The sequence below is a fragment of the Oscillatoria salina IIICB1 genome (genome assembly GCF_020144665.1).
Lineage (GTDB): Bacteria > Cyanobacteriota > Cyanobacteriia > Cyanobacteriales > SIO1D9 > IIICB1.
Genome location: NZ_JAAHBQ010000005.1, coordinates 12,601 through 35,783 on the forward strand (window position 1 = coordinate 12,601; position 23,183 = coordinate 35,783).

Sequence of the window (23,183 nt, forward strand, 5' to 3'; positions counted from 1 at the left end):
TAAGCTAAAACATGGAGAACTAATTTTCATGCCTCCGTCGGGTTCCACCCCAAACCTAGGCTGGATTCAGTCTTGGCTACTATACGCCCTTGATATTGGATTGGTTCTAGCCCTTACCTATTTAGTGCTTCTCATTATTGGGGAGCGCCGGACGCTTTGGATGGTTCGAGGGCTAATTATTTTGATGTTAGCGGCGGTGGTAAGTAACCGAATCGGATTGATCCTGTTAAGCTTTGTATTGGAAAAGCTGGTAGTTGGTTCGGCGGTGGCAATGGCGGTAATTTTCCAGTCGGATTTTCGCCGCTTCCTCGAACAACTCGGACGTGGTGAAATTAAGCAGTTGTTTCAGCCGTCGCTCCGCTCGATCCCCAGACCTGATAGTGTAATTGATGAAATTGTCGATGCGGTGAAAGAATTGTCCCAAAATCGTACTGGTGCGCTGATTGTAATTGAAACTAGTGGTCCTTTAGACGAACGAGATGTTTCTGTACCAGGGGTTATACTTGATGCGGAAATTTCTAAAGAACTGCTACAAACAATTTTTCAAACTTCTACACTTTTACATGATGGTGCTGTAGTGGTGCGTGGTTCTCGAATTTTTGCTGCTGGAGTGATTTTGCCTCTTTCGGAGCGCACTGCATCCAGACAGTTAGGAACTCGCCACCGCGCTGCAATGGGAATTACGGAACGAGTGGAAAATTGTTTGTGTATCGTTGTATCAGAAGAAACGGGTTCAATTTCTCTTGCGGAGAAAAGAAACCTGAATCGACCTTTAACGAGCTCTAAACTAAAAGAGCTATTAGAGGAAAGATTCTCTCCTTCTGTTGAGCGTGAGGCTGTAGCACCTGGTTTGAGTCGTTTGAGTCGTCAAATTGGCTCTCAGGGACAGATACTGCTCAAACGTTTCTTTCGTCTTCCGTCATCGACCTCTGAAGAAAAGAAATGACTGCCAAGCAAAGTTTATTATCAAAGTTACCGCCAGATCTCGACCGTCACCGCTTGCCTAAGCACGTAGCGGTGATTATGGATGGAAATGGTCGCTGGGCTAATCGCCAGGGACTAGCTAGAATTATGGGTCATGGGCAAGGAGCGGATTCGCTGAAGGATTTGCTGCGCTGTTGCCAAGATTGGGGCATTCCGGCTCTGACAGCTTATGCTTTTTCTACAGAAAATTGGCAACGCCCTCTGGAGGAAGTTGAGTTTTTGATGACTTTGATTGAAAGAGTTTTGCGGCGAGAGTTAGCCCAAATGCAGGAAGAAAATGTGAAAATTCGCTTTGTTGGCGATCTAAGTCAATTGCCACTCTCACTGCAAGAGGAAATTGAACGCTCGATGCGCGAAACTCAAGATAATCGGGGCGTTCAATTTACTGTGGCGACTAATTATGGTGGGCGACAGGAAATTTTACAAGCTTGTCGGGCGATCGCTGCTCAGGTTAAGCAAGGTAAAATTGATGTTGATGGCATCGATGAGCAGTTGTTTGAAAAGCAGCTTTATACTGCGGGAATTCCTCATCCGGATCTTTTAATTCGTACTAGTGGTGAAATGCGTATTTCTAATTTCTTGCTTTGGCAAATGGCTTATGCGGAAATTTACGTGACTAATACTACTTGGCCTGATTTTACCAGAGAGGATTTTCATCAAGCTTTAATTGCTTATCAACAGCGCGATCGCCGTTTCGGTAAAATCTAATTCTTTAAGGTCCGCTAAATACTGCTGCTTCAATATCTTCTCTACTTAGAGAGTATTTGAAGGAGCGGGTAAGATCTTCATTCCTACTGTCGATGTTAAAATAACGGACGGTTAGTTCTTCGATTTCTAAGCAAATTTCTGCTTGCCATTCTGGTTTTTCTATCCACCAACAGTGAACTTGTTTTGGGTCTTGTTCGCATCCTTGTTGGATTAGCCACTGTTCGATTTCGGGTAAAGGATGATTGTATAAGGGGGTATCGCTATTTGGTAAAGACATATTTCTATCTAGTAACAAATTCCGCTCGTTGACTATGATTAAAAATTAGCGAATGTACTACAATATTAAACCATTTCGCTAGTGATAATTTAACTATAAATTTGCGAGCAGTCAAAGTTATTGGTGATGGGTTTGGGGTTGTTAAATTTATCTTTTTTTCTATTGACAAATGGCAGATATTGTGGTGTAAATAAGCTTACTTGATTGTGAATTAAGTTACGGTTAGTAGAGTGAGGAATTCTCAATGCAGCTTCTCCTCGAGTCAAGCCGATCGCGATTACTAATAATAAGCAAGCGATAAAAGTTAGCCCCAGAATAAATAAAGCAAAAATTTCGCCTTCGGATAAAGGGCGATCGCTATTATCGAGATAAGCTGAGTTAGATAGATGGCGATCGCGTGCATCAGGATCTCGATTTAAGTCTTGAGGTGGTTGAATTACTTGAAAGCGAGAATAACCGATTTTAAGATCGTAAAGCGATCGCCGTTCGGGATTGCTTAAAGTAGCGTAAGCTTCATTTAGTTGTTGGAATTTCGCTGTTGCTAAATCCGTGGGTAAGTCGGTAGTATCGGGGTGATAGCGTTTGCTCAATTCGCGATAAGAGCGGCGAATTTCAATTGCGGATGCAGAAGGATGTAACCCCAAAAGAGCATAGTAACTGTTAGCCAGCTTGGTATGAGCTGGTATCTTCCGACTTGTTGACTGTTCGGTGGCTCTATCTGTCGTCACGCTCTGTATTCTACTATGTATTTGCTTATTTTACCTTTTTTTTCCTCAATTTTGATATTTAAATTAGTAAATAATTTTACACTCATTTGCTTAACTTGAAGCGAAAATCTGCTTCAGGGCGATAATAATTAGTTACGCCCCAAAGGGCTGATAATAGTATCCAGCTTAAAGTATTTACTCGCAGATCGAAGATACTGACATCGAGTAAATTAAACAAAATACAGCTACTAAAAGCTACTAAATAAGAGAAAATAATTAACTTGTCGGAAAATTCTTCTTTCTCCAATGTTTTTAAGGAGGTTTGCGGGATATCCGAGAAACCGGATCTCGCCTTTAGATCTTTTTCCGTTACTACAGACCAATTTTGCCAGAAAATTATTGCTTGAGCCAGGATCCAAGCAACGATCGCCGATAAAAAAAATGTTGTGGGAATACCCGTTTCTGCGGCTAACATCAACCACAAATTGTGAGGATGACCGAGCCAAACATCCATTTCTTGTTCGTAAAGTAAGGTAAAATTACGCAAGCCCCAACCCAGCCAAGGACGAGATTTGCTCATTTTGATCGTAAATTGCCATTGAGTAGCACGTAAAGTCTCGATTGGGCGATCGCTAAACATTCGATCGGAAAGCCGCAGCCAAAAGTAAGCAGGAACAACTTTACGCAGCGCTCCCTGTCCCCATTTTGGTCCAAAAGATGCCCAAGCGATCGCTCCTGCTGCCGTTGCTACCCCTAACACTAACAAATACCAACCGAGATCGAGCGCAAAAGCTACCCCAATCAAGATTGTGATTCCCCAAGCACTACGGGAGCTGGTTAATAATAGCGCGATCGCGTCGGCAAGCAAAGTTATACTTAAAAATAACCACAACCAGCCTGTTTTTTTCTGCGGATCGTGTCGCCAACTTTGCCAAACATCGAGCCACAAACCAATTCCCAAACTAAGGATAATTAACTCATAAACTGCCAAAATATTTGCATACATAAACACCGAAGCCATTCTTCCCGAAGGATTTCCTTCTGGTGCTAAAATCCAACCCAAAATGGGTAATAATAATTCTCCACCACTCCAACCTAAATATAACTGTCCTAAACCAAGAATTGCGACAATTAACGAAGGAGAAACTAACAGCCAAGCAATTCTTCGCAACTGATTCGTCGTGCAAATCATCTTACTCATGGCGGCAAAAATCACCATAAACGGTAAGAAATTTGCCAAGCCTAAAAAAGCTTCACTAGGTCGAGCGGCAAAACTACAACTAATAATTAACCAAAGACTTAAAACAGCTAACGCCCAATTAATTCGGCTATGAATAATTTCGCGATAATTTTGCTGAAAAATTGCTCCAGTAACGACAAGAATTCCGATTCCGCCCCAAGTAGGTAACAAAGGAAAAATCAACAAAGAAATTTGAGTAAATTTCCACACCCATTGTCGATTTTTTGATGGAAAATTGTTAGTCATTTGCGAGCAAGAAAGGGCTTAAGCCTTAACTACAAACTTGAAAGGGCTAAAGCCCTGACTGCCAAATTATTAAGCTAATTCCCAACATTCTGCACGAGTAAGACGAATTTGGGCTAGGGCAAAAATAGTGGGAATAATGCGACCATAATTAGTAGCGATCGCGCGCCATCCAAGATCGGCAAATAAACTTGCCCATAAAACAGGTCCGAGAAAGGCAAAAATACTTTTAACTGCGGTTTGCCGCGCCGTTGCTACTGCCATTCCTCGTTTTGCTGTTTGTAAAGCCATATAATTTTGAAATTCCGCCATTGCGGCGGCACTACCGCGCACGATCGCGCCTTTAGCAACTTGATAGCGGGCGAAGTGAAAAGCAAACTGACGCGCTAACTGTTTCATCAGGATATTTTTGAGAATGGAACTAATAGCTAGCGCGCTACCACCCTTAAGTAATAAATTAATCGGATCGTGTTGTAATTGTACGGGCAAAGGTTCCGCTAAATTTGATTCAGCCAGCGATCGCTGTACTCTTACGGTTAAAGATTTCTTCTCCGAAGTTGGTAAGCGTTTCCATGCTTTCCCAATCAAATGGAGAAACACCTCGGCTTCAATGTCGGTGGTAGACATCTTTTTCGAGTAAGGAATTTTCAAGTAATGACAAACTTTAATTAGTGCTTCTCTGTAGGTAACTCCACCAGTTTGTCCCCGTAAAACTGTCATTCCATCTGCTGCGAGATAACGAAACCTAGCTTCGATCGCATCTAACCAAGTATCTTTATCTTCACTCTGAATTTCCATTGGATCTGGTGTCTGTAAATAGTCTAACGGATTAAACCTGCGGCAAAACAGAATTTGCGTTAATTGCTGCAACTCTTCTTCTGTCGCTAATTCCAGCGCCACCCTCAACTCGTCCAAAATTCTTCCCTCCAAAACCCCTATCTCGCTATTTGCACTCAACTATTTTACTATTTACGATCGAGTCACGACAGTTACCTTAGCTTTGTTCTACCTAAATTAACTTTAGTTCCTATTCTGGAAATTAACAGCAATTAGCCATTAATCGGTGTTATCTGCGATTCTGATTTATTTTTAGCGGAGATTAGTTAGTTTTGTTCGATCTTGGTATTGTTGGTGCTGGCTAGTTGTTTTGGCAATATCTCGCGCTGTGGGAGGAAGATTGGCTACGCGCGGACTACCTTATCTAGAAATTCCCGGAAATTTTACTACTCAGTTGGGCGATCGCTCTTGGGAGCGAAAATCTTTACGAATTATTACAAAAGCCCACTAGCGAAGTGTTAGGTGCGAGGGAGTGCAAGATTGCTTGATTCGTAATTGAGGATTAGTAGCCTCAAAATGCTTGGGGAGAGGTTGTTTCGGAATCGAACTTTGCTTGGCTAAATAAGTGTCTGTGAATTAAGAATACCACGTGCTTCTAGCTGTGGGAGTGTCAATTTGATGCTACAGTTTAGGCTTTTGGTTTGCTTATTTTATAATAAATTTGAGCTTTGACTCAAACCTAATGTTCCTAATTTTTTCTAACTCTTGAAAATGGGTAATTCTTTGATTGTCGATAACAGTAATTTTCAGGCTGAAGTTTGGGAAAAGTCTTATGAAAAGCCAGTAATTGTGGATTTTTATGCGACTTGGTGCGGTCCTTGTCAAATACTTGCACCAATTTTGTCAAAGTTGGTGCAAGAGTATGATTTTGTCTTAGCAAAAGTCGATATTGACAAAAATCAGGAGTTGGCTTCTCGTTTTCAGGTTGAAGGTGTCCCGGATGTGAGAGTTGCTAAGAAAGGCGAGATCTTTCCTGGTTTTGTTGGGGCTTTGTCAGAAAAAGATTTACGCGAGTTTTTGGCAAATTTGGGTTTAAAATCTGATTTGGAAATGAGTTTAGCTGCGGCGCAAAATGCTATAACTGGAGGAGATGTCAAGCTGGCGAAAAAACTCTTCGATGATTTGTTTGTCAAGTATCCAGAGAATAAACTTGTCGCGATTGAAGCGGCTAAGTTTTTAGTGAAATGCAATCAGTTGGAAGCTGCTAAGAAGATATTAGCAACGGTTGGGGAAGATGAACGTGAATTTTATTCCCAGGCTCAATCTGTGTTAACTTTAGTTGAGTTTAAAGAAGCGATTCTTAATCCTGGGGAAAGTGAGTTGGATCGAAAGTACGCTCAAGCTGCTAAGTTAACTTTAGCGGAGGATTATGAACGAGCTTTACAGTTATTTTTGGAGATTGTCGAAACAAGTCGTAAATATCGCGATGATGGCGCTAGAAAGGCGATGTTGGCTGTGTTTAAATTGTTGGGGGAAAATGATAGTTTGACGCAGAAATATCAGCAAGAATTGATGATGACTCTGTATTGATGGGAATTGGTGACTGGGGATTGGGGATTGGGAAGTAAATTTAATCCAGAAGCTAAAATTTGGCGATCGCCTCTGCTCAGAAAATTTTATTTTACAAATTTGGGGCTGAATGGCGATCGCACGGCGGGAAACAGTTCAATCCATAAAATTGCTCATTTGTCAATAACCAATTTTGTGAGCAATTCTCGATGAAGTTGCGCCGATCTCTGCTCAAAAAGCTGTTATGCACAAAATAGAAAATTTGTCAAGAGCTAAATTTCACTAAAATTCCTGGTTCAGTTTGGATGGGTAAAACGTCGAGAATGTCAGTTTTAGCACAATATTCTAAATCTTCGCGACAGTCTAAACCAAGCAGGCGTTTACCGTGGCTAGCTAACTCAAACATTTGTACCAGTTGACTTTGCCATTGTTGGTAAAGAGCGATCGCGCCGATAATTTCATCATTACCGACAACGGCGGGATCGGCTTGGAAGAAAGATAAGGCGATCGCGCCCGCACAAACACTATCCTCAAGAGAATAAGCACCTTGCCAGCCAGAACCCACTAACCACAAGGTTTCCGGCTGTTTTTCCTGTAAATAATCAACCACAGTTTGGCGATTTACCATTGCCCCTGTAATCACCACAGGCGACTTTTCCACCCGTTGTAAAGCGCGAGTGCCATTCGTAGTAGTGAGAAACAAGCGCTTACCCTGCACCACATCCTGAGTACAATCCAGGGGAGAATTACCCAAATCGCAGCCTTCAACCTTAGCACCGCCTCTTTCCCCAGCACGCAGCACTTTTTCCGGTGGTAAACTAGCGCTCACTTGCATTAACTTATCAATATCGCTAAAAGCTTGTACCGCTTCCGCACCAGCATTCAACGCCGTAGCGATTGTCGTCGTTGCTCGCAAAACATCAATTACAACGGCACAATCAGGTAAACTATCCGTCGGAGTAAGTTCAGGAGTGTGATAGTGAAATATTTTCATTAGCGATCGGTAATTTCCTTGGGAAAAAACGATGAAACTGATTGAGGTAATAACTGTTATTCAGCAGTTACCTTACACAGCTTACCATTGTAATAATCGTAAATATAAATAATTTGTAAACAAAACCTGGTTGAAGTGAGGAGGGGAGCTTTGAGTTACAGATTTTCAGATTATGCCAATCGTCAAACTAGAGCTAAAACTTGCTCGTCAAGTGTAGTTTTGCCTTTAGCAGTAGCGATCGCCGTACCATTTTTTGTGTCTCCTGCGGCAGGAGCATCTTCTTCCCCAGAAGCACATATAATTGTGCAAAATAGGATTGATTTCCAAAATTTATATGTCGATCCGCGATCGGGTAGCGATTTACAAGGAGATGGCACTCAACAACGTCCTTTTCAAACGATTACCAAAGCTTTAGAAGTTGCTCAACCAGGCGGTGCGATTAACTTACTACCGGGAAGATACACGGCGGAAACAGGCGAAAGTTTTCCTTTAATTTTGCCAGCAGGAGTAACAATTAAAGGTAACTCTCGCAACCAAGGCGCAAATTTAATTATCGAGGGTGGTGGCAGTTTCAACAGCAATTTTGCGGGCAGACAAAATGCAACTCTTGTCGTCCAAGAAAAAGGAACTATTAGCGGTATAACTGTTAGTAATCCTAGTAGTCAAGGACACGGAATCTGGATCGAAACCAGCAATTTTGTTTTGGAAAATAGTTCTTTTGTTAATAATGGTAGTTCGGGCATTTACATTGCTGGCAACAACTCACCAACTATTAGTAACAATTATTTTCGCGAAAATAGCGGTAGCGGGATAATAATTTCAGGGAACTCAAAGCCTCAAGTGCGAGATAATGTTATTACTAATTCAAGTAATGGAATCAGAGTCATCGAAACAGCCGCACCAATTTTAATTGGCAATCGCTTACTGAATAATAAAATTGGCGTATTACTTGAAGATAGCGCCCAACCAATGTTGCGGGACAATCAGATCGAGAATTCACAACAAGATGGATTGCTAGCGAAAGCGCGATCGCGTCCGGATCTGGGAACTAATGGTCAACCAGGACGAAATACTTTTAGTAACAATAATCAATTTGATATCAACAACCAAACCGATAATCAAACAATTTCCGCTTTTGGTTCTCGCCTTACCGGAAGAGTACAAGGAAAAATTAATGGTGTAGAAAATGCCAATAATGTTTCACTTTCAGATATAATTGAATCAGGGACAAATCCGACTCTTCAACCGATATCTAATATCCAAATCAACTCTAGACCTCGATCTAATCCAGTTCAAATTCAAGCAGAAGCAGCAGAAGAAAATGTAATTCCGATTCCCGTATACCCAGCACCGAATAATACTCCTCCCTCAGAAACATTTAACACACCCCGTCGGGAACTACGAGATTTATTAATTCTTGAACCGAGTCCATTACCAAATGTACGCGGCGATGATATTTCCTTAAACGATTTTCCCGCCCTACCAACAATTGAAACCTCGGTTTTCTCACCACCAAGTAGTAATTCTCCTAATATTACCGACCCAAATATTACCCCAGAGACATCCCAATATAAAGTTATCGTCGAAACCAGAAATTCCAGTCAAGAAGCAATAGTGCGATCGCTAGTTCCTGCTGCTTTCCGCATCACTTACAACGGACGCTCGATGATGCAAGTAGGTCTATTTGACAATATTGAAAATGCTGAAGAAATTGTCCGCACTCTCAATCGGAGGGGTTTACAAGGAATTATTGTTCCTTTGTAATCGCCCTGTTTGGCGATTATCCTGGGCTTAATTGTCGAAGAAAAGTTGCGTGTTCTGTTGTCGCCAAACCAATTTCCAAAACTCGTCGAACTTCGACTAAATCGCCATTTAAAAGTGCCTCTACCGACAACCATAAACCTGGAAAAACCTGAGAGCGAATTATGCCTTCTGGATCGGGTGATAAAGTAAGATATTCTCCAGCCTGCCATTGAAACCAATCAAAACGGCGATCTGCTACTTGCCAAACTAAATACTCACAACAGCGATTGCGACGATAGACTTGTAACTTATCTCGCAAATCATAAGAAGCGCTACTGGTAGCAATTTCGACAATTAATTCTGGCGCACCTTCAAGATAGCCATCTTCACTAATAGTTGATTGTCCCTCTCGTGCAATTCTTAATAAAGCATCCGGTTGCGGTTCATTGTCAAAATCGAGGCGCACAGTCGTATTATCAGCTACTTGAACTCCCGGCGTAGCCGTCCAGTAAGCCCCCAGCCATGCCATAATTTGAGCATGAGGTGTACCGTGAGCGATCCGAACCGGAGAACCCATATAAACTATTCCTTCAATCAGTTCAGCTTTTTTTAAGTGAGGCATAGCCTGATAGCGACGTTCAAATTCTTGACGAGTGAGGCGATCGCCATTTTCTAAGGGTAAAATTTTCTCTGTAGTTCGCATCTGGGCTTGTCTCTCCTCTTGCACTATGTTCCTTGTTTGGCGATTATCCTGGGCTTAATTGTCGAAGAAAAGTTGCGTGTTCTGTTGTCGCCAAACCAATTTCCAAAACTCGTCGAACTTCGACTAAATCGCCATTTAAAAGTGCCTCTACCGACAACCATAAACCTGGAAAAACCTGAGAGCGAATTATGCCTTCTGGATCGGGTGATAAAGTAAGATATTCTCCAGCCTGCCATTGAAACCAATCAAAACGGCGATCTGCTACTTGCCAAACTAAATACTCACAACAGCGATTGCGACGATAGACTTGTAACTTATCTCGCAAATCATAAGAAGCGCTACTGGTAGCAATTTCGACAATTAATTCTGGCGCACCTTCAAGATAGCCATCCTCACTAATAGTTGATTGTCCCTCTCGTGCAATTCTTAATAAAGCATCCGGTTGCGGTTCATTGTCAAAATCGAGCCGCACAGTCGTATTATCAGCTACTTGAACTCCGGGCGTAGCTAGAGAATAATTAAATAACCAGCCCATAATGTGAGCGTGAGGATTGCCGTGAGTAATCCGAACCGGAGAACCCATATAAACTACTCCTTCAATCAGTTCAGCTTTTTTTAAGTGAGGCATAGCCTGATAGCGACGCTCAAATTCTTGACGAGTGAGGCGATCGCCATTTTCTAAGGGTAAAATTTTCTCTGTGGTTCGCATCTGGGCTTGTCTCTCCTCTTGCACTATGTTCATTTTAGGCTTAGGAAAACAGCATCGAGAATCGGTTAGTTTAGGAGTAGAAATTATTGAGCAAACCCTCAGTTTCCCAAGAGGTCAAGTGACATTAACACCTACCAGCCCAGAAACTAAAACTTTCTTGCTTGAGTTACCCCAGAATCTCGCCCTGTACGTCACTCAAGAACAGTTTGCCACCCTAGCAGCCGCTAACCGTGACTTAAGACTCGAAAGAACTGCACCAGGAGAGTTAATTGTGAATCCACCCACAGGCTGGGAAACAGGTGAACGCAATTGCAATATTTCTGGAGAATTATACTTGTGGTGGCGTAATTCCGACGAAACTGGTAAAGCTTTTGACTCTTCTACAGGCTTTACGTTACCCAATGGTGCGATTCGTTCCCCGGATGCTTCTTGGATAAGTCGAGAACGCTGGGAAGCGCTGACTGCCGAAGAAAAAGGAACATTTGCAAATATTTGCCCGGATTTTGTCGTGGAGTTACGGTCTAGCTCAGATCGCCTGGCAACTCTGCAAGCTAAGATGAGAGAATACCTTGATAATGGCGCAAGACTAGGCTGGTTAATCGATCCACAGCAACGACAGGTAGAAATTTATCGCTTGGGATTAGCTGTAGAAGTGTTAGAAAATCCTGCCGAGTTGTCCGGTGAAGATGTCTTACCTGGTTTTGTCCTCAATTTGCGCCGGGTATGGAGTTAAAAAACGTTTTCTAGTTATCACCAAAATTACTATTTGTAGATAGTCAAATTTTTTATCTCGCGTTACCATCTTTTTTCATTAATTTTGTCGATCGAGTCACCTCTGTAGTTAATTTTCACTGGAAAATCCTCCTTTTGGGTGAAGACAAAACAAAGATAAAAAATATAATAAAACTGGGAAGATTGGAAATTAAAAAGTCGGGAACTGAAAGCAAGGATTAGACCGTCTAGTTGTTTAGGTTAGCTACCTAATCCTTAGTAAGATTTGATTTCCAATTAGCAAAATATGCACAACTCTACCTATAAATCACTTTCAATATTACTTTTGACTGGTATTTTATCGGCGGGAGCAACTTTGACCTTACCCGATCTTGCGGCGGGATTTGTAAGTTCTAGTCAAGCAAGTGAATATCTCGCCCAAAATTCAGTTGGTTCGGAATTACCCAGATTAGTTGGTTCGAGAGTTTTACGCCAAGCTAGTCAAGATTTAGGCGTTTCTGTCGATAGGTTAGAGATCGCTAATGCCGAAAAACGTACCTGGAGTAATGGTTGTTTGGGATTGGCTAAACCCAATGAACTTTGTACTCAAGCTTTAGTAGAAGGTTGGCGAGTAACAGTTACTAATGGAGAACAAAAGTTTATTTATCGTACTAATAGCGAAGGTAGCAATATTCGCTTAGAAACTGGCAATTCACCTATTAGTAATTTACCTCGTTCAGTGGCTCAGGCAGTATTAGAAAATGCGGCTAGGAAGTGGAATGTTTCTAGTTCGGCTTTACGCATTGTTGAGGCGGAAAAACAAACTTGGAATAATGGTTGCTTGGGACTAGCACAACCCGGTGAAGGTTGTACTGAAGCATTGGTTGAAGGTTGGCGAGTTACTGTTGCTCGCGGGGAACAAAAGTTAGTTTATCGGACTAATGATGACGGTAGTAATATTCGCTTAGAAACTGCCAATTCTCCGGTTAGTAATTTACCTCGTTCCGTGGAAAGAGCAGTATTAGCGAATGCAGCACGCCAGTGGAATGTTCCTAGTTCGGCTTTACGCATTGTTGAGGCGGAAAAACAAACTTGGAGCGATAGTTGTTTGGGATTGGGACGAGCTAATGAGTCTTGTCTGCAAGTATTAGTAGAAGGTTGGCGAGTTACTGTTGCTCGCGGGGAACAAAAGTTAGTTTATCGGACTAATGATGACGGTAGTAATATTCGCTTAGAAACTGCCAATTCTCCGGTTAGTAATTTACCTCGTTCCGTGGAAAGAGCAGTATTAGCGAATGCAGCACGCCAGTGGAATGTTCCTAGTTCGGCTTTACGCATTGTTGAGGCGGAAAAACAAACTTGGAGTGATAGTTGTTTAGGATTGGGACGAGCAAATGAGTCTTGTCTGCAAGTATTAGTAGAAGGTTGGCGAGTTACTGTTGCTCGCGGGGAACAAAAGTTAGTTTATCGGACTAATGATGACGGTAGTAATATTCGCTTAGAGACAGAAAATACTCCTATTAGTAATGCACCCCGTCGAGTTATTAATACCGTGTTAGAAGATGCGGCAGAAAAATTAGAAGTTCCGACAAGTTACTTGCGTATTGTGAGCGCGGAAAAACGAACTTGGGGCGATCGCTGTTTGGGAATACCCAATCCTTTAGCTTTGTGCGCTCCGGCTATTGTCGAAGGTTGGCAAGTTACAGTTGATGTAGGCGATCAAATTTGGGTTTATCGTACCGATGAAAGAGCCGATCTAGTTAAGGTAGAAAACCCTTATGCTTCTGAAGATATATTTTCGCGATCGCTAGCTGAGGCGGTTTTGCGTCAAGCTTCCCAAAAGTCGGGTTTACCAATGAGTCAACTGCGGATTGTCGAAAGTTCCCGCCACACCTGGGATGGTTGTTATGGTATTTATATCGATCGCCGCGCTTGTCCGGAAATTGGTATTCCTGGCTGGCGAGTTATTATTGCCAGCGAAAATGGACAAAAACTGGTTTATCATACCGATCTCAACGGTTCAGAAATTCGTTTTAATCCAATTGATAGCGAATTGGGATCGGTAAATGAAGTCAAACCTGTTCGTATTCCTACATCTGAACTCCCAGAAAGTTTACCCAGAAATGTAATTTTCCGCACTGTTTCCTCTGGTGGATTTGCTGGACGCACTTCGGAAACAATTTTGTACACCAACGGGCGCTTAGTTCGCAATCAGTTAGGTGGGAATGGGACAATTTTGTCAACGGAAGCTGATAGTATTTCTCGTCAGCAAATTCGCGAATTTCAACGCCTACTTCAACAGCAAAATTTTGCTCAATTCAACCGTCTCAGTTATCCTGCACCGAGGGGTTCTGCTGATTTTATTACAGTGACTTTAATTGGTCGTGACAGTGTAACCAGCTACGTTGATTTTAATCAAGATCGGCTACCCTTGTCTTTGCAAAATGTAGTTAAATCTTGGAATGAGTTAAGCGGCGGTATCTAAGCAAGTGTAGATTGGGTTGGACAAAAAGTTCAACCCAATTTTTAGCTAAAAAAATACTTCTCTACAATAACAATTTGAGGGCTAATTGAAAGCCCGGTACAACTTCTTCACCACTTAAATTTGCTGTAGCTGGATATTGGGTAATTGTGCCGTCGGCACGGTAAACTAAAGCTTGTTGATTTTGACGATCGATTAACCATCCTAACTTTACGCCATTAGCAATATACTCTTGCATTTTTGCTTTCAGCGTCTCTAAATTATCAGTTTTCGAGCGAATTTCAATCGCGAAATCTGGAGCCAAATTAATAAATTCATCTTCTCCCCGATCCCAGTTTACAGGTAAGCGTCCCTTAGCGACAAAAGCAGCATCTGGCGATCGCACTGCTCCATTTTTTAGTTTAAAACCAGTAGAAGAACTAAAAACATGACCCAGGTCATTATTTTCTACCCAAATTAGTAAATAAGCGCCTGCTTTTAGTTCCCTATTTCCAGAAATTCCTCCAGTTGGTGGCATAGTTACTAATGTACCATCAGCATTACGTTCAAAGCGCAGTTCGCTATTTTGAGAACTAAGCTGCATTAGTTCTTCATCTGTTACTGTATAAAAAGACTTTACCATGTTTCAGCTATTAATTATTAGTTGATATTGAGGATAATTTTGTACCTTGTTTTAATTTTAACTGCGGGGGTCGAGAGCATCTCGGAAACCGTCGCCAAGAAGGTTAAAAGCGAGGACAATTAAAGTAATAAATAAACCAGGAAAAATGGTTGTCCAAGGTGCAGAAAGAGAATAACCCCCTTTAAAAGCATCTGCAATCATTGTCCCTAATTCTGGCGTCGGTGGTTGTGCACCTAAACCCAAAAAACCCAAACCTGCGGCTTCGAGAGTAGCAGTAGCGATCGCCAGTGTTCCTTGAACTACAATTGGACTTAAACTAGCAGGTAAAATATGCCGCAAAATAATCCTTTGGGGGGATGCGCCTAAAGCTTTTGCAGCTTGGACAAATTCTTGCTCTCGCAGAGAGAGTACCATACTGCGAGTCAGACGGATAAAAATTGGAATTTGCACGATCCCCACCGCTAGCATAACACCCGACAAACTCGGTCCGACAACAGTGACAATGGCGATCGCTAAAAGTATCGACGGAAATGCTAACAATATATCCGTCAGCCAATTAATAAAAGTTTCCGCTAGCCCCCGAAAATAGCCAGCCACTAACCCAAAAAACGTCCCAATTACTAATCCTAACCCTACAGAAATAGGTCCCACAATTAAAGAAGTGCGAACCCCATACCAACACAAAGTTAACACATCTCTACCTAAACTATCAGTGCCAAACCAATGTTCCCAACTCGGCATTTTTAGTCTTGCTGCATAGTCACGGGCAGTAGTAGGATCGTAAGGACGCAATACAGGAGCTAAAATTGCTAAAACTATAATCAAAACTGTCAAAATTAAACCTATTTTACCAGCAGGTGACTGCCAAATTTTCAGAAAAATATCAACCCAATATAACTTATCATTAGTTACCCTTTTCTCCCTACTAATTACTTGCATAACTATTTACTATAAATCCTGCCAATCCATCTGCGTTTATCTGTGTATATCTGTGGTTACAAAACTATTCAAAATCTAATTCTGGGATCGATAAAAGCATAAAAAAGATCGACCAATAAATTAACCAACACAAACACCAACGCTACAAACATTACTCCCCCTTGAACAACCGGATAATCTCGCGCCAAAATCCCTTCATAAATCCAAGTACCAACTCCGGGCCAAGAAAAAATAGTTTCCGTCAAAATTGCCCCACCTAAAAGCGTACCAAATTGTAAGCCAATAATCGTACTAACGGGTAAAAGAGCATTTTTAAAAGCGTGTACTAACAGAATATAAATTTCTTTTAATCCCTTCGCTTTTGCCGTGCGAATATAATCTTGAGATAACACTTCTAACATTGCCGATCGCGTAATTCGTGCGACAATTGCTAAAGGTATTGTCCCTAAAGCTAAAGCTGGTAAAATTAAATGAGCTAAAACATCTAAAAAAGCAGAAAAGTTCAATTCCAGCAACGAATCTAAAATGTAAAATCCTGTAATTGGTTCAAAATTTAAACTATTTTCAACACTTATTCTTCCCGAAGGAGGAAGCCAATTTAAGTTAATAGCAAACAAATAAATTAGTAGTAAACCCAACCAATATACAGGCATCGAAACACCAATTAATGATCCACTCATTGCCAAATTATCTATCCAAGTATTTTTCCGTACAGCAGCCAACATACCCGCAGGTATGCCAATAATAATTGCAACGAAGATCGCAGCTAGAGATAATTCAAAAGTTGCCGGAAAACGATTGCTAATTTCTAAACTGATGGGAATCCCACTAATAATACTTTTGCCCAAATCAAAGGTTAATAACTGACCTAAAAATGCGGCATACTGTAGCGGTAAAGGTTGATTTAAACCTAATTTTTCTCGGAGAATTGCTATTTGTTCGGGCGTTGCTCTTTCTCCTAACAATACTGTTGCCGGATCGCCAGGAATTAAATGTAAAAGGAGAAAGACTAGCAAGGTAATTCCGAGGATAACGGGAAGCAAACTTAGAAGTCGTTTGAAAATGTATTGTAGCATTGTAATTGAGTTGGTAGCTCATTTTATCAGCACTATAGATACGCAAACTTGCGAACTAATTTTTATCTATTGCTTCAAAAGGTTCCGAACCCAGGGGACTTGGTAGCCAACCTTCAATATTGGCTCGTTTTCCTAATAAAGGTTGCGAATGAACAATAGGAATTCTTACAGCTTCGTTGAATAAAATTCGATCGACTGCGGCGTAGATTTTTGCTCTTTCTTCAACATTTTGCGTTTGACGACCTTGTTCTAAAAGTTGCACAACTTGTGTGTTTTTCCAACCACCTAAATCGTCGGTAGCGGCGGGACCAAAATGTGAGTAATAAAAGTTATCTGGATCGCCGTAGTCACCAGTCCAACCAAGCATAAAAGCTTGAAATCCTGGCTCTTTTCGGCGATCTTCGAGATAGGCTGCCCAGTCTTTTGTTTGGAGATTAACATTAATTCCAATGGCACTTAATTCGGCGGCAAATGCTTCAGCAATCGGTTTTGGTGTAGGAAAATAAGGACGAGAAACAGGCATATACCATAAGTCTAAATCAAAGCCATTGGAATAGCCTGCGGCTGCTAATAATTCTTTGGCTTTTTCCGGATTATATTCATATTCGCCGAGATTTTTTGCTTGCGCCCAAGCTAAAGATGGGGGTGTAAAATGAGCATCAGTTTGACCTAATTCGCCCCAAAATGCTTGGACTATTTCAAGACGGTTGATAGCTAAGGCGATCGCGCGGCGAACTTGGGGATCGGATAATGGTTCGTAGCTAGGATTTAAAGCTAAGTAACCGACGTTGAATGAAGGACGAAATACTTCTGTAAGGTTGGGATCGTCTTTAATTTCTGTTAGTTGATCTGGGGCGAGATCGGTGGTAAAGTCAATAGAACCTGCGCGTAATTCTGCTAATCTGGCTGCGGGATCGCTAATAAAACGAAAGACTAATTGTTCTTCTTTGGGTAAGTCTGGTTTCCAATAATTAGGATTTTTTTCGAGGATAATTCTATCTCCTGTGCGCCATTCTTGAAAAGTAAAAGGTCCGGTTCCTACAGCGACAGAAGCTGGTGTCCCGTATGCGGCACCTGCTTCTTGGATTGCAGTGGGACTAGCTATCCCAAAATAGCCCGAGGCGATCGCGGCAGGAAAGGCGGCGAAGGGTTGTTGTAAAATAAACTTAATTGTCTGGTTATCGACAACAACAATATCTTGAACTAATGAGTTAGAATCTCCTTGATATCCGCCAAATAAATAGCCCCAAATTTCATAATTTTTTCCCGCATCGCGATACCCATAAGGATGTTCTGGATTCCACCAACGCTCAAAGTTGAATTTAACTGCTTCGGCATTAAAATCAGTATTATCGTGAAATTTTACGTTTTCTCGTAAAGTAAATGTCCATTCTTGACCATTGTCAGAAACAGACCATTCTGTTGCTAAACCTGGTTCTAATTCAGTAGTTCCCGGCTTAAATTCTAGCAGGCGATTATAAATTTGGTGATGCACAATAATGGAATTGCCATCAGTAATATTACCCGGTTCTAAGTTTACTGGTTGTCCCCCAGAACCATAAACTAATACTCCTGGTTCGGTGGTAGTAGAAGTAACTGTTTCCGGCGTGTTTACTTGGTTGCGATCGCAGTTAGTTATCGCGATCGCTAAAGCAAATGTTATCGCTAATAAAAGTAAGCGTAATATTTTACTTCGCTTGACGATCGTCATTTTTATCAAAAATCAAGTGTAAATTAACAGGTGGCGAGGGCAGCCTACTCTTACGATAAGCCGCTACGCATCTAAGTTAGTATAGCCGCGACTTCAGTCGTTCGGCTAAGATAATTACCGTCTCTATGTGTCCGAGATTTTTATTTTTTGTTAAAATTACTTAAATCTTCGTTAAAATAAATCCAAGTAATATTATTTCACGATCGGGAAAAATCAAGGGTGAAAGTATGATTAAGAGCAAAATTGTTCCCCTTGTCTGGATTTTAGCAGCATTGCTTTTGCCAAGTCTAGCTAGCTGCAATTTACTAGAGAAAGACGAAGCCGATGCCCAGTCAGGAGCGCAAGAGCAAGGAAATAGCATTACGGCGGTAGATGTGGCGATCGCTAGTCCGGGTGTAGTTGAAGAAGCAATCGAATATGTGGGGACAACCAAACCCAGTCGAGAAGTGTCGCTGCGATCGCAAGTTGAGGGAAGATTATTAAGCTTAAGTGTCGATGTGGGATCTCGTGTCTCTCAAGCTCAAGTTATCGCCCGTTTGGATGACTCACTTTTAGTGGCTAATGTTAATGAAGCCAAAGCAGAATTAGCTGCTTTAGAGTCAGAAATAGCTCAAACTAAAGCCAGAGTTAGTAACTCGCGAACCCAGTTAGAAAGAGCAAAAGCCGAACTTCAAGAAGCAGTAAATAACGCCCAAAGATATACTAATCTCGCTCAACAAGGAGCCGTTACGCAACAACAAGCAGAGTCTTTTCAAACTGCCGCTAAAGTAGCCGAACAAGCAGTTTTATCCGCACAAGAACAAATTCGCAGCGAAGAAGAAGCAGTCGCCGCCGCGATCGGTAGAGTAGCAGCCCAAAAAGCAGTTCTCGCCCAAGAAGAACAGCGTCAAGCTTACTCTCAATTAAATTCTCCAATTACTGGTGTAGTAACGGAAAAAGTTAGCGAACCAGGAGACTTAATTACGGCTGGTGGCGAAGTTTTGAAACTCGGAGATTTTCGCAGCGTTAAGGTAGAAGTACCTGTGTCTGAATTGGATTTAGCTAACATTGAAATCGGACAATTAGTAACAGTTAAACTAGATTCAATAGCTAATGAAACCTTTACCGGAACTGTTACCCAAATTGCTCCTGTTGCTGGAGATGCACGTCAAGTTCCTATCGAAGTAACCATTCCCAATCCTGATGGGAGAATCGGTGGCGGATTGTTAGCCAGAGTCAATTTTCAGCCGCAAAGTAACCAAAATGTTGTCATCCCAGAAACAGCATTACAAGAAGGAAAAATCTTTGTCGTTGCTAATGCTCAAGAAAACCAGCAAGCAACCGTAGCAGCAAGAGAAGTAGCATTAGGAAATCGGGCTAACGGTAAAGTCGAAATTGTTTCGGGATTGAAAGATGGCGAAAGATTTGTCGTTAAAAGCGGTCAACCTTTAAAAGATGGCGAAACCGTGCGTTTGAGTATTTTATCAAAGTAAAAATTGCTAGTTGAGCCAAGATTGTAATTTGAGGAATAAATCACGATCGCCAACTTATTTCTTAAACTTAATTATTAGTAATTACACTTTAACTTGTCATTGATAGCGCTACGTGTATTAATATTTATTAAATTGTTCTCTTCTTCACGCCAACCCTATGCTGCAACAACCACCTTCAACCAATAGTTCATCTATCTTAGGTAAGAAAAAAGCCACTAAACCCAAAAACTCGATCGCCAGCGTCGCAATTCGCCGGCACATCGGGACACTGATGCTCACTTTAGCAGTAATTGTTGTCGGTGTCTTCTTTTTATTTCGCTTACAAGTAGATTTATTACCATCAATTACCTATCCTCGCATTGGTTTGCGAATGGACGCACCGGGAGTTTCCCCCGAAGTAGCGGTAGAGGAAATTACTAAACCTCTCGAACAAGGTTTAAGTGCTACCGAAGGTGCAGTTCAAGTATTTTCTCAAACTCGCGAAGGACGCATTAGTTTAGACTTATTTTTTCAGCCCGGAGGAGATATTGACCAAGCTTTAAATGATGCAACTGCTGCATTTAATCGGGTTCGAGGTAACTTACCAGATGTAGTCGAAAATAGTCGTTTATTTAAGTTCGATCCTTCTCAACTTCCAGTCTATGAATTTGCTGTTAAATCTACTTCTTTAGAACCTGTAGCTTTGCGAGTATTTGCTGACGAAGAATTAAGTCGGGAATTACTTGTTGTTCCTGGGGTAGCTTCGGTAAATGTTTCTGGTGGCGTTACCGAAGAAGTACGAATTAATTTGGATTTGAAACGTTTGCAAGCATTAGGAGTTAGTTTACAAGACGTTTTAGACGCATTAGAAGAACGCAATTTAGATGTAGCTGGCGGCAGATTAGAAGGAGAAGATGCAGAACCTTTAACCCGTACTATTGGACGTTTTCAATCGGTTGAGGAAATAAATAATTTAACTTTAGAAGTTCCGAATTCGCCTTTAGGAAGGATTTATTTACGGGATGTTGCTGAGATAGTTGATGGGACAGAAGACCAACGTATATATGTGTTTCTCAACAGTGAACCAGCAGTAAAAGTTAGCGTTCAAAAACAACCCGATGCAAATACGATCGCGGTTGTGGATGGCGTGAAAAAACGCATCGAGGAGTTGCAAGAATCAGGGTTAATTCCTAGCGATATGGAATTGCTGGTAACTCTGGACGAATCTCGCTTTATTGAAAATTCAGTGGCTAATGTAACTACTTCTGGTGTGGTTGGGACAGCTTTAGCAGCTTTTGCGGTGTTATTATTTTTGGGTTCTCTACGTCAAACTTTTATTATTGTCACCGCTATTCCTCTCGCTACCTTAATGGCGATCGTTTTAATGCAATTGTTTGGTTTATCAATTAATGTTTTTAGTTTAGGTGGTTTGGCGCTGGGTGTGGGAATTGTGGTCGATAATTCGATCGTGATGTTAGAAAATATTTCGGCGGGAATTGGGAATGCAAATAATAAATTGCCGTCTTCTTTATCATCACTGAATCAAGAAGAGCGTTCTCCCAGAAAAAGAGGGAAAGAAGAAGTAATTTCTGCGGCGATCGCTAGCGGATCGGAGGTAGAATCGGCTTTAGTTGCTTCCACCGCGACTAACTTGGTTGCAGTGTTACCTTTTTTACTCATTGGTGGCTTTATGTCACTGCTGTTTAACGAACTAATTCTGACAATTAGTTTTGCTGTTGCTGCTTCTTTATTAATCGCTTTAACAGTTGTCCCGATGATGGCTTCGCAACTGCTAGGAATTCGGCAAGGTAGTGGTTTGAGTCGCTTTTGGGTACTCAGAGAATTTAATCGTCGCTTTGAGTGGATGACGAAAAACTATCAACGTTTATTAACTGGAGTAGTTCATTATCGACTAGTGGCGATCGCGCTTTCTTTTCTCATTCTCGGTGGTGGTAGTCTCTGGATGGTAGACCAAATTCCCCAAGAAATTTTACCTTCAATTAATACAGGTCAAGCTAATTTATTCGCTCAATTTCCTCCCGGTACTACCTTAGAAACCAACCGCCAAGTAATGGAAGAGGTAGACAACATTATTACTCAACAACCAGAAACTGAATATGCTTTTACCTCAGTAGGCGGTTTTCTTTTTGCTAGCATTACCAGCGAAAATGTTTTGCGAAGTTCTAGTACAATTAGCCTCAAACCCGGCACAGATGTTGAGGCTTTTGTCGAACGAGTTACGAAAGAATTAGACAAGCTAAATTTAGTCGATATTCGCTTGCGTTTATCTCCCGGTGAAGTACGCGGAATTATCCTAACCAACTCGCCAATTCGTGGTGCAGATGTTGATATAATGCTCCAAGGAGATAAGACCGAAACACTTCAGCAAGCAGGTCGTCAAATCCTCGCTGCTTTAGACGAAAAAGCTACTCTCGCCCGCTTTCGACCCGATGCTGACCCGAAACAACCAGAAGTACAAATTCTTCCCAACTGGGAACGTTTAGCCGAATATAATTTAACCGCAGAAGACATTGGCGATACCTTACAAACGGCGATTTTAGGGACAGTTCCCACCGAATTACAACGCGGAACTCGACTTGTAGACATTCGCGTTCAACTCGATCGAACCGCAATGCAACGAGTCTCGCAACTCGAACAATTACCTTTATTTACCGATAATAACCGTCTGATTCGTTTAGGGGAAGTCGCTAAAATTGCCAAAGGCGCAGCTCCTGGTGAAATTCAAAGAATTAACCAAAAAGAAGTATTTTTAATCGCAGGTAGTTTAGCCGAAGGTGCCAGTTTAAGCGAAGCGATCGCGGAAACTAACGCCATCTTAGCGGAAATAGAATTACCTCCCGGAGTCAGAATTTTACCTAGTACCGCCGCCGAAAGTAATCAACAAGTTCAAGATTCTTTAAAAGTCTTAGGTGGTTTAGCCGCATTTCTCGTTTTTATCGTTATGGCGGTACAGTATAACTCCTTAATCGACCCGTTAGTAATCATGTTTACCGTTCCTCTCGCACTTGCAGGGGGAATTTTCGGATTGTACATCACCCAAACCGCGATCGGTGCAACAGTTTTAGTCGGCGCAGTCTTGTTAGTCGGGATCGTCGTTAATAACGCGATCGTCATGGTAGAATTAGCCAACCAAATTCGCGACCAATACGGAGTCAGTTGTCAAACAGCAATTTTACAAGCTGCACCCCAACGTTTGCGACCAATTTTAATGACTACAATTACCACAGTTTTAGGTTTATTTCCTCTCGCATTAGGTATCGGTGAAGGTTCGGAATTTCTCCAACCTTTAGGTGTAGTTGTCTTTTCTGGTTTGTCCCTAGCAACGTTTTTAACTTTGTTTATTATTCCCTGTTTCTACGTTTTGCTACACGGCTTATTTGGAAGTAGCAAAGTTAGTTATAGCACTACCAGATAGAGTTAGAACATTGTTGAATCCTGTAGAGCGACTAAGATGGTCGCTCTTTTTAACTATGGTTAATTATGAGGATCTGATATAATACCCATTCTCATCGTAGA

Annotated in this window: 20 protein-coding genes; 9 read left to right on the forward strand and 11 right to left on the reverse strand. The window is 41.6% G+C overall.

Features of this window, described 5'->3' with window-relative positions; all coding sequences use genetic code 11:
• The first annotated feature begins 28 nt into the window (after positions 1-28).
• Together cdaA and uppS are read left to right on the forward strand one after the other, a co-directional pair.
• Positions 29-946 (forward strand): diadenylate cyclase CdaA, encoded by a 918-nt coding sequence (gene cdaA, locus G3T18_RS01555; RefSeq protein ID WP_224408756.1) that lies wholly within the window; start codon positions 29-31, stop codon positions 944-946.
• Positions 943-1,692, forward strand: a complete 750-nt coding sequence (gene uppS, locus G3T18_RS01560; RefSeq protein WP_224408757.1) for a polyprenyl diphosphate synthase — start codon at positions 943-945, stop codon at positions 1,690-1,692. The genes cdaA and uppS overlap by 4 nt, the downstream gene beginning before the upstream one ends.
• Before the next feature lie 4 nt (positions 1,693-1,696).
• Here uppS and G3T18_RS01565 read toward each other — a convergent pair whose 3' ends face one another.
• The 4 genes from G3T18_RS01565 to G3T18_RS01580 all read right to left on the reverse strand — a co-directional run bounded on the left by G3T18_RS01565 (position 1,697) and on the right by G3T18_RS01580 (position 5,074).
• On the reverse strand, positions 1,697-1,969 hold the full coding sequence (locus G3T18_RS01565; protein ID WP_224408758.1) for a DUF3143 domain-containing protein: 273 nt from the start codon (positions 1,967-1,969) through the stop codon (positions 1,697-1,699).
• An 89-nt stretch (positions 1,970-2,058) separates the two neighbouring features.
• Positions 2,059-2,697, reverse strand: coding sequence for a J domain-containing protein (locus G3T18_RS01570; protein ID WP_224408759.1), 639 nt, complete (start codon positions 2,695-2,697; stop codon positions 2,059-2,061).
• A gap of 82 nt (positions 2,698-2,779) precedes the next feature.
• A complete protein-coding gene (locus tag G3T18_RS01575) occupies positions 2,780-4,162 on the reverse strand; it encodes an O-antigen ligase family protein (RefSeq protein WP_224408760.1) in 1,383 nt (460 codons plus the stop codon).
• A gap of 69 nt (positions 4,163-4,231) precedes the next feature.
• Positions 4,232-5,074, reverse strand: a complete 843-nt coding sequence (locus G3T18_RS01580; protein ID WP_224408761.1) for a YaaW family protein — start codon at positions 5,072-5,074, stop codon at positions 4,232-4,234.
• A 232-nt stretch (positions 5,075-5,306) separates the two neighbouring features.
• Here G3T18_RS01580 and G3T18_RS01585 point away from each other — a divergent pair, with 232 nt between their 5' ends.
• On the forward strand, positions 5,307-5,447 hold the full coding sequence (locus tag G3T18_RS01585; protein ID WP_224408762.1) for a hypothetical protein: 141 nt from the start codon (positions 5,307-5,309) through the stop codon (positions 5,445-5,447).
• Positions 5,448-5,707: 260 nt separating this feature from the next.
• Positions 5,708-6,526, forward strand: coding sequence for a tetratricopeptide repeat protein (locus tag G3T18_RS01590; protein ID WP_224408763.1), 819 nt, complete (start codon positions 5,708-5,710; stop codon positions 6,524-6,526).
• Positions 6,527-6,770: 244 nt separating this feature from the next.
• Here G3T18_RS01590 and G3T18_RS01595 read toward each other — a convergent pair whose 3' ends face one another.
• Complete coding sequence (locus tag G3T18_RS01595; protein WP_224408764.1) at positions 6,771-7,499, reverse strand: 2-phosphosulfolactate phosphatase family protein; 729 nt, start codon at positions 7,497-7,499, stop codon at positions 6,771-6,773.
• A 150-nt stretch (positions 7,500-7,649) separates the two neighbouring features.
• On the opposite strand from G3T18_RS01595, the gene G3T18_RS01600 reads away from it, so the two are divergent.
• Complete coding sequence (locus tag G3T18_RS01600; protein ID WP_224408765.1) at positions 7,650-9,263, forward strand: DUF1565 domain-containing protein; 1,614 nt, start codon at positions 7,650-7,652, stop codon at positions 9,261-9,263.
• 16 nt (positions 9,264-9,279) lie between these two features.
• Here the strand turns inward: G3T18_RS01600 and G3T18_RS01605 are convergent, their stop codons facing one another.
• Complete coding sequence (locus tag G3T18_RS01605) at positions 9,280-9,945, reverse strand: Uma2 family endonuclease (protein ID WP_224408766.1); 666 nt, start codon at positions 9,943-9,945, stop codon at positions 9,280-9,282.
• A gap of 43 nt (positions 9,946-9,988) precedes the next feature.
• Positions 9,989-10,687 (reverse strand): Uma2 family endonuclease, encoded by a 699-nt coding sequence (locus G3T18_RS01610; RefSeq protein WP_224408767.1) that lies wholly within the window; start codon positions 10,685-10,687, stop codon positions 9,989-9,991.
• Between G3T18_RS01610 and G3T18_RS01615 the strand changes: the two genes are divergently transcribed.
• Positions 10,680-11,387 carry a Uma2 family endonuclease gene (locus tag G3T18_RS01615; protein ID WP_263480234.1) on the forward strand — a complete coding sequence of 236 codons (708 nt, stop codon included), beginning with the start codon at positions 10,680-10,682 and terminating at the stop codon, positions 11,385-11,387. The two genes, G3T18_RS01610 and G3T18_RS01615, sit on opposite strands and share 8 nt — an antisense overlap.
• Before the next feature lie 285 nt (positions 11,388-11,672).
• Positions 11,673-13,850, forward strand: a complete 2,178-nt coding sequence (locus G3T18_RS01620) for a hypothetical protein (RefSeq protein ID WP_224408768.1) — start codon at positions 11,673-11,675, stop codon at positions 13,848-13,850.
• Positions 13,851-13,911: 61 nt separating this feature from the next.
• On the opposite strand, the gene G3T18_RS01625 is transcribed toward G3T18_RS01620, so the two are convergent.
• The 4 genes from G3T18_RS01625 to G3T18_RS01640 form a co-directional block, all read right to left on the reverse strand.
• Positions 13,912-14,469, reverse strand: a complete 558-nt coding sequence (locus G3T18_RS01625) for a Uma2 family endonuclease (RefSeq protein ID WP_224408769.1) — start codon at positions 14,467-14,469, stop codon at positions 13,912-13,914.
• 57 nt (positions 14,470-14,526) lie between these two features.
• On the reverse strand, positions 14,527-15,408 hold the full coding sequence (locus G3T18_RS01630; RefSeq protein ID WP_224408770.1) for an ABC transporter permease: 882 nt from the start codon (positions 15,406-15,408) through the stop codon (positions 14,527-14,529).
• Positions 15,409-15,476: 68 nt separating this feature from the next.
• Positions 15,477-16,484, reverse strand: a complete 1,008-nt coding sequence (locus tag G3T18_RS01635) for an ABC transporter permease (protein ID WP_224408771.1) — start codon at positions 16,482-16,484, stop codon at positions 15,477-15,479.
• Between the two features lie 55 nt (positions 16,485-16,539).
• A complete protein-coding gene (locus G3T18_RS01640) occupies positions 16,540-18,195 on the reverse strand; it encodes an ABC transporter substrate-binding protein (protein WP_224408772.1) in 1,656 nt (551 codons plus the stop codon).
• 227 nt (positions 18,196-18,422) lie between these two features.
• Here G3T18_RS01640 and G3T18_RS01645 point away from each other — a divergent pair, with 227 nt between their 5' ends.
• Together G3T18_RS01645 and G3T18_RS01650 are read left to right on the forward strand one after the other, a co-directional pair.
• Complete coding sequence (locus G3T18_RS01645; RefSeq protein ID WP_224408773.1) at positions 18,423-19,667, forward strand: efflux RND transporter periplasmic adaptor subunit; 1,245 nt, start codon at positions 18,423-18,425, stop codon at positions 19,665-19,667.
• Between the two features lie 271 nt (positions 19,668-19,938).
• Complete coding sequence (locus G3T18_RS01650; protein WP_397333901.1) at positions 19,939-23,082, forward strand: efflux RND transporter permease subunit; 3,144 nt, start codon at positions 19,939-19,941, stop codon at positions 23,080-23,082.
• Positions 23,083-23,183 lie beyond the last annotated feature (101 nt).